Below are 12,263 nucleotides of genomic sequence, written 5' to 3' on the forward strand. Positions count from 1 at the left end.
AGGACAGTTTGGGGTGCCCGAATGTCTGGGGCTCAAAGGATTCCGCAGTTTTCGCGTGGTTGCTTTGTTCGTGGGCGTACGTGTGCGAGTATCGAATGCGAGATACGGATAAGGGGTGTATATGCAAGCATTGGCGCCATACGACGCAATATTCTTCGACATGGACGGCACGTTGCTGCCCATGCCCGTGCGTCAGTTTCTCGATCGCTATTACGAAATCCTGGAACGCAAGCTGCGCAACGCCGGGAAGGATGCCAAGCTCTACATCCATTGCCTCGATCGCGGCATGCATGCCATGAGCAGTCATTCCCCCGAGGAGACCAACGCCGATGCGTTCTGGCGCATGTTTGCCCAGGCCCACGAAGACGAGGAATGCCCGCTGAACGCTCGCGAGTTGGCGGAAGCGCGCGACTTCTTCTTCGATTTCTACCAGAACGATTTCGACGAATGCGGGCGCGACATCGTGCCCAACCCGCATGCTGCCGAAGCGGTGCGCATCCTTGCGGAAAAGGGATACCCGCTGTACCTGACCACCATGCCGCTGTTCCCGCTGGAAGGCGTGCTCGCGCGTCTGCGCTGGGCAAACGTCGACCCGTCGTATTTTGCGCGCATTACGCGCTTCGACAACAGCACGGCGGTGAAGCCCCAGACGGCCTACTACTACGAAAACCTGGCCATTGCAGGCGCCGAACCCGGCCGCGTGCTTATGGTGGGAAACAACACCATCGACGACCTGGCTTGCCTGGAAACGGGCATGGATGCCTATCTGGTCACCGACGACCTCATCAACGATAACGGGTTCGATATCGCCAGCGTGAAGCACGGCACCATGGAAGAGTTCGCCGCTTGGGCGCGCGAGCTGCCCGTTTGCGAGAGCAAGCGTGCATTGGAAGGCTACCCCGATCGCTCTCCGCTCGATGGCGGCATCAGCATCGCGCATGGGCGCGACGCCATGCCCCAGCCTTTGTGGGACGAAAACGAACGCATGCGGATTACCACCACGGCTCGCTAGCCGTTGCAACTAACGGAAGATAAGAAAGAAGACTATGGCCCTATTTGACGTAACCATTGAGGCGCGCAGCGGCAACGCCCGCGCGCTTACGTTCGAAACGGCGCACGGCACGGTGCGCACGCCCATGTTCATGCCCGTTGGTACGCATGCCACGGTGAAGGGCATTACCGTCGACGTGCTGCACGAGTTGAAAAGCCAGGTCGTGCTTGCGAATACCTACCATTTGTACATGCGTCCCGGCGTCGAGATCCTTGAAGAGGCCGGCGGCGTGCAGAAGTTCATGAACTACGACGGCCCCATGCTCACTGACTCGGGCGGGTTCCAGCTGTTCAGTCTGAACCACATGATGAAGACCGACAACGATGGTGTGAACTTCAAGGCGCTCGACTACGACGGCAGCAAGCATCGCTGGACGCCCGAGGTCAACATGGACATCCAGCAGCGTATCGGCGCCGACATCGCCATGCAGCTCGACCAGTGCATTGGCTATCCGGCCGAAAAGCGTGACGTCGCGGCATCCACGAAGCTTTCCTGGGAGTGGGCCGAGCGCTGCCTGATGGCGCATACGCGCCCCGACCAGGGCCTGTTTGGCATCGAACAGGGCGGCATGCACATGGATTTGCGCCTGGAAAGCGCGAAGCGTCTGCTGGAAGCAGAAGAGCGCGCCAAGGCGGCGGGCATGCGCGGGTTTGCCGGCTTCGGCATTGGCGGCTATTCCGTGGGCGAAGACCATGAGGTCATGTTCGAAACGCTGGGCGAGGCCACGCGTGCGCTTCCGGAAGATCGTCCCCGCTACCTCATGGGTGTGGGCAATCCCACCACGCTCGTGCGCGCCGTGCGCGAGGGCGTGGACATGTTCGACTGCGTGCTTCCCACGCGTACGGGCCGCATGGGCACGGCGTTTTCCAGCCAGGGTCGCATGAACCTGCGCAACGCAAAGTACGCGCACGACTTCACGGCGCTCGATCACGAGTGCGATTGCCCTGTGTGCCGCAACTACAGCCGTGCGTACCTGCGTCATCTGGTGAAGCAGAACGAGATGCTGGGCGGCATGCTGCTTTCCGAGCACAACCTGTACTTCCTCATCCATCTTATGGAGAAGGCGCGCGAAGCCGTTTTGGCCGATGCGTACGAGGAATTCTACGAGGCGTGGATGGCCAGCGCTGGCGCGAACGACTACTAGGATCACATCACGCCCTTTCGGCGCGCGTATATGCTACTTCGGCGGGCTCCAATGGGGCCCGCTGCGCGTTATGCGGTTGGAGGGTTCTTCTTGTTGTGACATAATGCAATGTTAACCGCGGGTTTTGCACGCGGCGAAACGGGGGCACAGGGCTCCCGAATACGGGAAACAAAGGGAATCTAATGGCAGAATCTAATACCAAGAAGCGCAAGCATGTAAGCGGCAACAACCGCCGCAACGTCTGGCTGCTCATCCTGCTCACCCTCCTCGTGGTGGGCTCGGTGTTCATGTTTACGCCGCCGCAGGAAAAGATCAACCAAGGCCTGGATATTCAGGGTGGCCTTTCCGTGGTGCTTACCGCAAACAGCACCGATGGCGATAGCGTGAGCCAGGAAGACATGGAAGTCAGCCGCGACATCATTGAGTCGCGCGTTAACGCCTTGGGCGCTTCGGAAGCCACCGTTCAGATTCAGGGCAACAACCAGATTCTGGTTCAGATTCCTGGCATCTCCGATACGCAAGACGCGCTCGACACCATCGGGCGCACTGGTAATCTGGAATTCGCTCGCCTCGACTCGTTCACCGACGAGGAGGTGCAGCAGAAGATCGATTCCGGTAACCTCACCACGTCAACCACCATTACCGACGACTACGGCAACTCGCTTCCTTCGGAGGGTGGCACCCAGCTCACCGTTGAAGAGGGAACGTATACTCCCATCGTAACGGGCGCGAACATTCAGAGCGTCACCATCGACAAGCAGAGCGAGGGCAGCCCGTACTACGCGGTCAACATTACGCTTGATGCCGAAGGCACGCAGGCATTTGCTGAGGCCAGCGCCGATCTGGTCGACGACCACGGCAAGATTGTCATCATCCTCGACGGTGTGGTGAACTCCGCTCCCGCCGTGCAGTCCGAAATCACCACTGGCCAGGTGTCCATCACCGGCAACTACTCGCAGGACGAGGCCAAGGCGCTGAAGACGGTGCTCGAAAGCGGCTCGCTGCCCGTGAGCTTCACCTACGCGCAGAGCCAGACGGTAGGCCCCACGCTTGGTCAGGACGCCCTGGCATCCGGCGTGCTCGTGGCTCTGGCTGGCATCCTGCTGGTTATGCTCTACCTGCTGTTCTTCTATCATGGCCTGGGCATGATCACCGCCGCCGCCATTGCGGTGTTCTCGGTGCTGTATCTGGGCCTGCTTGCCACGCTTTCGCATTTCGGCCTGTTTAGCCTGTCCCTTTCCGGCGTTGCCGGCATCGTTCTTACCATTGGTATGGCGGCCGACTCGTCCATTCTTACCTTGGAGCGCTTCAGGGAGGAAATTCGCTTCGGGCGTAGCGTGCGTGCGGCGTCCATCACGGGCGTTCGTCACGGCATCCTGACCTCCATCGACGCCGACTTGGTGTCTTTGGTTACGGCTTTGTCGCTGTTCTTCCTGGCTTCTAGTGGCGTCAAGGGCTTCGGCCTTACGCTGGCGCTGGGCATTATGTGCGACATCGTGATGATGCTCATCTTCAAGGCTCCGCTTATTCGCCTGCTTGCTCCGCATGCCATCGCGAAGCATCCGGGCTTCTGGGGCGTGAGCGACTGCCAGGCGGCGGCCAGCGTGTACAAGGAGCTTTCGGAAGCTGAAGGCGAAACGGTTGAGACGTCCGTTTCCCTGGAAGCTATCAACTCCGCTGACAACGAGACCTATGCGACTCGCAAGGGCGGCGAGCGCGGCACGGTTGCCGCGAAGGCCGCTTCTAAGGTGAAGGGCCGCTTCATCAAGCATGACATCAACTTCCTGGGTTACCGCAAGGTGTTCCTTACCATCGCCGCCGTCGTCATGGTGCTGAGCGCCGTTATCATTGGCGTGCGCGGTTTGAACCTGGGCATTGAGTTCGTTGGCGGTACGAGCATCACGTTTACCGACACGGGCAGCGTGACCACCGATCAGATGCGTAGCGCCTTTGCCGATGCGGGCGAGTCCGACGCCGTCATCCAGACCACGACGAACAACGGCGAGGCCGGCTTCATCGTGCGCACCACGAATGCCGACGCTGCGGAATCGGCTGGCGAGGCCACGGCGGTTGCCAACGGCCTGGGCCTGTCTTCCAGCAATTTCCAGGTGAGCACCATCGGCCCTGACTGGGGCGCGAGCGTCATCCAGTCCATGTTCATCGCCCTCATCGTTTCGTTCATCCTGATCATTGCGTACATTGCGCTGCGCTTCCGTCAGTACAAGATGGGCGTTACCGCCATTGTGGCCCTGGTGCACGACATCTTGCTCGTCGTGGGCATTTATGCCCTGGTCGGTCGCGAGATCAACCCCAACGTAATTGCCGCGCTGCTTACCATCTTGGGTTACTCGCTCTACGACACGGTGGTTGTGTTCCATCGTATCAGCGACAATATGGAGCATTCGGAAGTGCCCTGCACGTTCATGACCATGGCAAACCATTCCATGAACCAGGTATTCATCCGCTCCATCAACACCACGCTCACGTCGATCATCCCGGTCTTCGCCATGCTGCTGTTCGGTAGCGAAACGCTGCAGGACTTCGCATTCGCCATGGTAATCGGCCTGCTCGCCGGTGCGTATTCGTCCATCGCCATCGCCTGCCCGCTGTTCGCCATTTGGAAGTCTCGCGAGGAAAAGAACGTGAACCTCACGAAGAAGTATGGCAACGAGGTCGGTCGCTTTGCAACGTCGCGTGGCTCGCTTACCTATGCTGCTCCCGAAAAGGAGGCGGAAGCGGCGAAGCCCGCTGTGGCCGTAGCCGAAAAGGAAGCCGCTGCTCAGCCGAAGCAGCAGGAGCAGGCCGAGCAGAAATCCGCAGCGCAGATTGCCAAGGAAAAGCGTGCGGCTGCGCGCAAGCAGGCGAAGAAAAAGAAGACGCATGAGGCTGCCCAGCCCGAGATTCGCATCGTCGATCGAGAGAAGTTCGAAGAGGCGTCCGAGGAGGCTGCGAAGCACACGTCGGAAGGCACTGAAGAGTAGTCGCTCTTACATGGGTCTTTTGAACCGGGCTGGGGTGTACCTGGCCCGGTTTTTTCGTGCCCGCATTACGGGGCCGCAACGGAATTCTTCCTTTGCTGTGGTGCCGCTGCGTGCGCGAGCCGTGGGGGTTGGCAAGGCGCTACTATGGTAGCTGCAATTACGAATACGACTGCGCTATGGCGCGTGAAAGGATAGGGTTATGAGGACTGGAAGCGCACCGAATTTTGCCCCGCCCGAGCAGGAGGGTACGGTCTTTACGTTCGAGGACGAGAAGGGCGAGCAGGTTAACCTGGAGTTCCTGGGCCTCATTCTCATGAACGAGGCTCGCTATGGCTTCTTCTTCCCCGTTACGGAAGACGAGCCTGCGCTTTCTTCGGGCGAGATCCTGGTCATGGAAGTCACCGAGCTCGATGAAGAGGGTCAGCCCCTGGCATTCGAGCTCGTCACCGAGGAGGATACGGCCATCGCCGCTTACAACGAGTTCAAGATTGCCGCGAAGGACCTGTACGACTTCGAATAGTGCATGAAGTTGGAAGGCCCGGATGGGCCCTGCCTGGCATGTGCCAGTTCGGGGTCATCCGGGCCTTTTCTATTTCATTGGGTTGTAGGGCTATAGCCCCACAACGCGCAGCGCGATAACTGCAACGATGAGGCACGCTACGGCGATTGCCCCGCGTGCGTCGACGCTCGTGAATGCGAGCGGCTTCAGCTTCGTGCGGCCCTCTGCGCCGTGGTAGCAGCGCGCGTCCATGGCCGCGGAAAGCGTTTCCGCATGACGAAACGCGCTGGTAAACAGCGGAATCATGAGGCTCGTTAGGCTCGAGATGCCGCCCTTCAGCGGGCTGGTGGCAAGCTTCGCCCCGCGCGAGAGCTGGGCGGCGCGAATGGTGTGCAGTTCGGTGACGAACTGCGGCACGAAGCGCAGTGCAATGCCCATGATCATGCTGAACTCATGAGCGGGGAAGCCTATGCGGCGCAGCGGCGCCAGAACGGCTTCGATGCCGTCGGTAAGGTCGAGCGTGGTGGTGGTAAGCGTGAGCAGGCTGGCGTCGATGAGCAGCAGCGTAAGGCGAATGCCCAGGAACACGGCGTTGTGTATGCCCGCCTGGCTAATCTGCAGGGGGCCTGCGGCAACGTAGACCGTCCCGCCCTGCACGAAGAAGACGTTGAGCAGGGCCGTGATGACCACGATGAAGAACAGCGGCCCGATGGAGCGCACGGCCTGGGGCAGGGGAATGCGCGCGATGAGGATGCATGCAAGCAGGAATGCCGCGCAAAGGCCCAGCGCGGCGTACGAGCCGGCGCAGAAGATGGCCACCATCACGAGCACCACGAACGTAAGCTTGGCGCGCGAGTCCATGCGATGCAGGGGACTTTCGCCCGGCCAGTATTTGCCGAACAGCGCCCTATTCATGGGCGGCCTCGTAGAGCGATGCGATGGCGTCCGCAAGCTCGTTGGCAGTGTAGAGCCCATTGCGTGCGGGCAGCGTAACGCCTTCGCTGGCCAGGGTGTTTGCCAAGTGCTGCGCTGCAGGCACTCCCAGGCCGATTCCCTTGCAGGCTTCCGCGTCGGCGAAAACCTCATCGGGCGTGCCCAGCGCGAATTCCTCGCCGCGATTCAGGATGAGGATACGGTCGCAGAAGCGGGCCAGGTCGTCCATGTCGTGCGATACCATGACCACGGTAAGTCCCTCGTTCTGGTGCAGGCGCTGGATGAACGCAAGGAACTCCTCGCGTGCGTGAGGGTCTAGGCCCGCCACGGGCTCGTCCAGGATGAGCGTCTTCGGCTGCATGGCCAGTACGCCCGCAAAAGCAACGCGACGCTGCTGACCTCCCGAAAGCTCGAAGGGGCTTATGTCGCGCAACTGTTCGGGGTCGAGCTCCACGAGCTTCATGGCCTCGACGTAGCGGCGTTCGACTTCCTCGCTGGAAAGGCCCATGTTACGCGGGCCGAAGGCGACGTCCTCGAATACCGTTGCGGCGAACAGCTGATGTTCAGGGTACTGGAAGACCACACCTACGTGCGAGCGCGCCTTGGTGGCCGCGTTCTTTTCCGCAATGTCCACGCCGTCGACCAGCACATAGCCACGCGAGGGCTGCAGCAGGCCGTTCATATGCTGAATGAGCGTGCTCTTGCCGCTGCCAGTGTGCCCGGCGATGCCGAAGAACTCGCCGTCGTTCAGGGTGAAGCTCACGTTGTGGAGCGCCCAATAGGCCGAGGGCGCATTACCCCAGTCGGCGGGCACCTCGGCGGGTTCGTTGCGCTTCTTGCGTGCGCGTTTCCCCTCGGCGGTACGGTACGTGTAGCTTACGTTCTGGAATTCGATCATGCCTGGCCGCCTTCTCCTGCGAGCAGCGTGCGTACCTCGCGCGCGAGCTCTTCTTCGGACATGCACACGGGTACGGGTACGCCGCGTTCCTGCAGCAGAAGGCTCATGCGCGCCGCGAAGGGCGTGTCCAGATGCAGGTGTGCTAGCTTGTCTATCTGGGAAAACACTTGGTTTGGCGTGCCAGAAAGGGCAACGGTGCCCGCTTCCATCACGAATACGCGGTCGGCTTGTGCGGCTTCTTCCATGAAATGCGTGATCATGATGACCGTCATGCCCTCGTCGTTCAGTTCGTGCGCCACGCGCAGCAGGCCCGCGCGACCACGCGGATCGAGCATGGCGCTTGCTTCGTCGAGGATGAGGATGCGCGGTTGCATGGCGAGCACGCCGGCAATGGCCACGCGTTGTTTCTGCCCGCCCGAAAGGGCCGTGGTCTCGCGGAGTTCGAAGCCCTGCAGGCCCACGCGCTCGAGCGCGTGGGTAACGCGATTGCGCAGTTCGGGATTGGGAATGCCCAGATTTTCCGGGCCAAAGGCAACGTCGTCTTCGATGAGGCTGGCTACCAGCTGGTCGTCGGGGTTTTGGAATACCATGCCCGCCTTGCTGCGGATGAAGTACGTTTCCTGGGCGTCGGACGTGGCGCGACCCAGGACGTGCACCGAACCCGAATCAGGCGCGAGCAGGGCGTTGACGTGTTTGGCGAGCGTGCTCTTGCCGCTGCCATTGCCGCCCAGGATGGCAATGAACTCACCCTCTTGGATTGCGAGGTCGATGCCGTTCAGTACCAGGTGCTCGCCGTCGTAGGTGAACGTGGCCTCCTGAAAGTCGACTATGGGGCGGGACTGGCTAGTGGCCATAGCTATCGGCCTTTCACCTGGCTCTTCTTAGGCGTGATGAGGTTGCTGATGGACTTGTAGACCACCAAGGTGAGCACCGAGTTGATGACGCTCTTTGCGATGTTGAACGGCAGGAGCGCAGGCAGGATCAGGCCGGCAACCGCTTCCAGGGGCATGCCCAGGTAGAACGGGTCGATGATCAGGTTCGACACGATGGCGGCGGCAGTCATGCAGACGATGCCCACGACCAGGCCAGTAACGGCACCGGCAAACGTATGCTTGCGGGCGTAGATGGCGGCGCTGGGGCCAACCATGGCGATGATGACGATGACGTTCATGAGGCCGCCTACCCAGTCGCCCATGATCATGGCGTGGATAAGCGCGCTCACGATGCCCACGACGATGCCGGCCACGGGGCCGTATGCGAAGCCGCTCACCATGGCGGGCATGGCGGAGGCGTCGAATTTCAGCCAGGTGATGCCGGGGATGATGGGGAATTCGATGAAGCTCAGGATCACGCTGATGGCGCACATGAGGGCCATGATTACGAGTTCCTTCGTCTCCCAGCGGTTGGTGTTTTGCATCGTAGGCATGCGATCTTCTTTCCCTGTGAATGCTTATGATTCGCAAGCGCTCATTATAGCGTAGCCATATGCAGGCAAGGGATGGGGAGCGGTTGCCATCGCATACGACACGGAATGTGCGCTTTATCATGATGGAGTGCGCGAATGGCCGTAAACACGTATACTTTTGACCTGCTATGGATATTATCGCGATACTCAATCAAGTTGATGCATTCGTATGGGGGCCGGTCATGATTTGCCTGCTCCTTGGGTCGCATCTTTTCCTGTCGTTCCGTACGGGGTTCATTCAACGCAAGCTTCCCACGGCCATTAGGCTTTCGGTTGCTCAAGATGAAGACGCTGAAGGCGACGTGAGCCAGTTCGGCGCCCTTGCTACGGCACTTGCCGCAACGGTGGGTACGGGTTCCATCGTGGGCGTTGCCACGGCCATTCTGGCGGGTGGCCCGGGTGCCGTGTTCTGGATGTGGATCACGGGCGTTTTCGGCATGGCAACCAAGTACACGGAAGTCTACGCGGCCGTGAAGTACCGCGTGAAGGATTCTCGCGGGGAAATGCTTGGCGGTGCCATGTATGCCTGGGAGCGCGCGTTCAAGCGCCCCGACGGCAGTACACCTCGCTGGGCGCATACGGGTGCCGTTTTGTTCTGCCTGTTCGCCATTGTCGCCACGCTGGGCACGGGTAGCGCCGTGCAGTCCGCGGCCATGACGGGCATCATCGAGTCGAGCTTCCCGGGCGTGCCTGCAGCGGCCATCGCCATCATCATCGCGCTGTGCGTGGCGCTCGTCATCTTCGGCGGCGTGAAGTCCATTGCGCGCGTGTGCGAAAAGCTTGTTCCCATCATGGCGGTGGTGTACGTGCTGGGCTGCGCCATCATATTGATTCTGAACGCACCGTACGTTGGCCCCGCCATTGCCACCATCTTTGAATGCGCGTTTACACCCAAGGCCGCCTTTGGCGGTGCGGTGGGTAGCGGCATCATGGTGGCGCTGCAGTATGGCTGCGCACGTGGCCTGTTTAGCAACGAGGCCGGCCTGGGCACCGCTCCCATCGTGGCGGCTGCCGCCGCTACGCGCAATCCCGCACGCCAGGCCTTGGTTGCCATGACGGGTGCGTTTTGGTCCACGGTGGTCATCTGCGCCATCACGGGCATCGTGCTTACGTCCACGCTGCTCGCGAACCCCGGAATCATCGATGGCGGTACCATCACCGAAGGCGCGGCTCTGGCAAGCGCCGCATTCAGCAGCATTCCGTACGTGGGAACGCCCATTTTGGTGCTGGGCATGGTGAGCTTCGCGTATTCCACCATCTTGGGTTGGAGCTACTACGGCAATCGCTGCGTGGTGTACTTGTTCGGCCAGAAGGGAACGCGTCCCTACCAGGTTATCTACGTCTTGGTTGGCATTGCCGGCGCTTTGGGCGTGGGCGATGTGGTCTGGACGATCAGCGACATTGGCAATGCGCTCATGGTTATTCCCAACATCATCATCGTGCTGGCCCTTTCGGGCATCATCGCGCGTGAAACAAAGCATTACGTGTACGACGGTCACCTTGACGAGGCTGATGATTCGGAAATCCCCGTGGTGAGTGCGCGATAGGGCGTACGGGCTCCTTGGGTTCAAGTAAATGATGCGAGGCGGCTCTTGGGGCCGCCTCGTTGCTTTTCTAGGAATTTACCTGGTCTTGTACGAATGCGCCAGGTCGATGAGCTCCTGCTTCTTGTGGATGCCCAGCTTCGCGTACAGGCGCTTCATGTGCGTGCGCACGGTGTTTTCCGAAATGTAGAGCTGCTCGGAGATGCTGGGCACTGTGTTGCCCTGGCATACGAGCTTGACCACCTCGGCTTCGCGATTCGATAGGCCGAAATCGCGTTGCAGCAACTTGGCCTGCTTGTCGATGCGGTCGCGCCAGCCGTTGCTCGTGGTGCTTGGCTGTGAGAAATCGGAAAGGTCGCCCGCGGGCTCTGCTTTCGCCTGCTCCACGGGCGGCAGGGCTGGCGTTTCCTGTTCGACGTCCTGGCTTGTGGTCTGAGGCGCCTGGAGACGGGGTGCGCGCGGCGTGATGAGCTCGATATGGTCGTCGCTGAACATATCGGCCTGTTCCTTCTTGAAGTCGATGGTGCTCACGAAGAACATGAGTGCCAGCAGGTAGATGGTGACCACGGTGGTGAAGATGATGGGGTCCGTTCCGGAAAGGGCCATCTGGTCGCCCGCGCTGCCAATGAGAAAGCCCATGTCGTGCATGGCGTATACGATGCCGCCAATGGAGCCGAAGGCGTATACGGGATGAATGCCCTGGTCGCGCGCGATCTGGGCTGTTTGCAGCATAACGAGCAGGGTGGCAATGGCGTAGAGGGCATACAGGCCAGCAGCCAGCCATCGCATATAGCCCTCGGGGCAGAGCGGTACGATAACGAGTGCGGTGATGACCAGGGGGAACACCACGCGATAGAGGCGCGTGATGCTCAGGTTCAGGCCGCGGGCGCGCCAGAAATATAGCAAGACGGATGCCGCGGCCAACATGCCCAACATGGAAAGGATGTTCACGAGCGAGCCAATGCTGGGATTGTCGATGGCAAGTGCGCGCATGATGCCCGCGCAAAATGCCAGGGCGCCAATGGCCAGCGTGGCGCGCATGGTGCCGCGGATGAGGCGAGCGTATACGCGCCTGTTTTCGCGCGGGCTGTCCATGAACATAGGCTGGGCGAAGTCAATTTCCCTGTTCTTGAGCGTGAGGGCTAGTCCGAATAGCGGAAGGAACACCACGGGGATGAGGAATGCGGTAACGGCGCGCGGAATGAGGTAGAGGGCTGCGTAGATAATGGCAGCGTATACGGCGCCGGCAATCATGGCGCGCGTGCCCTGGTCGGGTTCGGTGCTGGCGAAGTAGCGCTGCCAGAGCAAGTAGAATTCCGCCGCGCCACTGCCCAGCAGCACGCCTGCGGCAATAAGCAGCGGCAGGGCGAAGTCGTACGCGTAGATGGATGCGATGAGGCAAATCCATCCCAGGCCATACGACGTGGACGCGCCCGACGTGGTAAGCATGAAGGGGCGCTGCACATGCGAAACGTATACCAAGCGCGCGCAGATGAGGAACATCGCGAAGAAAGAAACGGATTGCGCGAAGTAGAACCAGAAGAGCAATTCGTGCGTCTGGTTTTCCAGCGGCAGGAACGGGAACACGCCGCCCCATACGCTTGCTGCATTGATAGCCAGGAAGAGCGCGAAGCCAAGGATGGCAACCGACGGCCGCAAGGCCTGTTCGATGCTATTTCGCATACCCCTCCTTTCCCCCGTAGACATTGTAACCGATGGAGTGTTGAGCACGCAGTATAGCGCGACCG

10 protein-coding genes are annotated in these 12,263 nt (G+C 60.5%); 5 read left to right on the forward strand and 5 right to left on the reverse strand.

Going from position 1 to position 12,263, the window contains the following annotated elements:
- Nucleotides 1-121: 121 nt before the first annotated feature.
- The 4 genes from E7002_RS05550 to E7002_RS05565 all read left to right on the forward strand — a co-directional run bounded on the left by E7002_RS05550 (nucleotide 122) and on the right by E7002_RS05565 (nucleotide 5,696).
- Nucleotides 122-1,012 carry an HAD family hydrolase gene (locus tag E7002_RS05550; protein ID WP_303727861.1) on the forward strand — a complete coding sequence of 297 codons (891 nt, stop codon included), beginning with the start codon at nucleotides 122-124 and terminating at the stop codon, nucleotides 1,010-1,012.
- A gap of 34 nt (nucleotides 1,013-1,046) precedes the next feature.
- A complete protein-coding gene (gene tgt / locus E7002_RS05555; protein ID WP_303727862.1) occupies nucleotides 1,047-2,195 on the forward strand; it encodes a tRNA guanosine(34) transglycosylase Tgt in 1,149 nt (382 codons plus the stop codon).
- A gap of 182 nt (nucleotides 2,196-2,377) precedes the next feature.
- Nucleotides 2,378-5,176, forward strand: a complete 2,799-nt coding sequence (gene secD / locus E7002_RS05560) for a protein translocase subunit SecD (RefSeq protein ID WP_303727863.1) — start codon at nucleotides 2,378-2,380, stop codon at nucleotides 5,174-5,176.
- A 199-nt stretch (nucleotides 5,177-5,375) separates the two neighbouring features.
- Entirely contained in the window at nucleotides 5,376-5,696 is a 321-nt protein-coding gene (locus E7002_RS05565; protein WP_066660367.1) for a DUF1292 domain-containing protein, read from the forward strand.
- A 90-nt stretch (nucleotides 5,697-5,786) separates the two neighbouring features.
- Here E7002_RS05565 and E7002_RS05570 read toward each other — a convergent pair whose 3' ends face one another.
- From E7002_RS05570 to E7002_RS05585, 4 genes are read right to left on the reverse strand one after another with little or no spacing between them, the layout of a single operon-like run.
- The gene (locus E7002_RS05570; protein ID WP_303727865.1) at nucleotides 5,787-6,590 is read right to left on the reverse strand and encodes an energy-coupling factor transporter transmembrane protein EcfT; all 804 of its coding nucleotides are present in this window, start codon (nucleotides 6,588-6,590) and stop codon (nucleotides 5,787-5,789) included.
- A complete protein-coding gene (locus E7002_RS05575) occupies nucleotides 6,583-7,506 on the reverse strand; it encodes an energy-coupling factor transporter ATPase (RefSeq protein ID WP_303727866.1) in 924 nt (307 codons plus the stop codon). Before E7002_RS05575 ends, E7002_RS05570 begins: the two co-directional genes overlap by 8 nt.
- The gene (locus E7002_RS05580; protein WP_303727868.1) at nucleotides 7,503-8,360 is read right to left on the reverse strand and encodes an energy-coupling factor transporter ATPase; all 858 of its coding nucleotides are present in this window, start codon (nucleotides 8,358-8,360) and stop codon (nucleotides 7,503-7,505) included. Before E7002_RS05580 ends, E7002_RS05575 begins: the two co-directional genes overlap by 4 nt.
- Before the next feature lie 2 nt (nucleotides 8,361-8,362).
- On the reverse strand, nucleotides 8,363-8,932 hold the full coding sequence (locus E7002_RS05585; RefSeq protein WP_303727870.1) for an ECF transporter S component: 570 nt from the start codon (nucleotides 8,930-8,932) through the stop codon (nucleotides 8,363-8,365).
- Between the two features lie 167 nt (nucleotides 8,933-9,099).
- On the opposite strand from E7002_RS05585, the gene E7002_RS05590 reads away from it, so the two are divergent.
- Complete coding sequence (locus E7002_RS05590) at nucleotides 9,100-10,518, forward strand: sodium:alanine symporter family protein (protein WP_303727872.1); 1,419 nt, start codon at nucleotides 9,100-9,102, stop codon at nucleotides 10,516-10,518.
- Between the two features lie 75 nt (nucleotides 10,519-10,593).
- On the opposite strand, the gene E7002_RS05595 is transcribed toward E7002_RS05590, so the two are convergent.
- Complete coding sequence (locus tag E7002_RS05595; RefSeq protein ID WP_303727873.1) at nucleotides 10,594-12,198, reverse strand: helix-turn-helix transcriptional regulator; 1,605 nt, start codon at nucleotides 12,196-12,198, stop codon at nucleotides 10,594-10,596.
- Between the last annotated feature and the right edge of the window lie 65 nt (nucleotides 12,199-12,263).

It is taken from the genome of Denitrobacterium detoxificans (assembly GCF_015062615.1).
GTDB lineage: Bacteria > Actinomycetota > Coriobacteriia > Coriobacteriales > Eggerthellaceae > Denitrobacterium > Denitrobacterium detoxificans_A.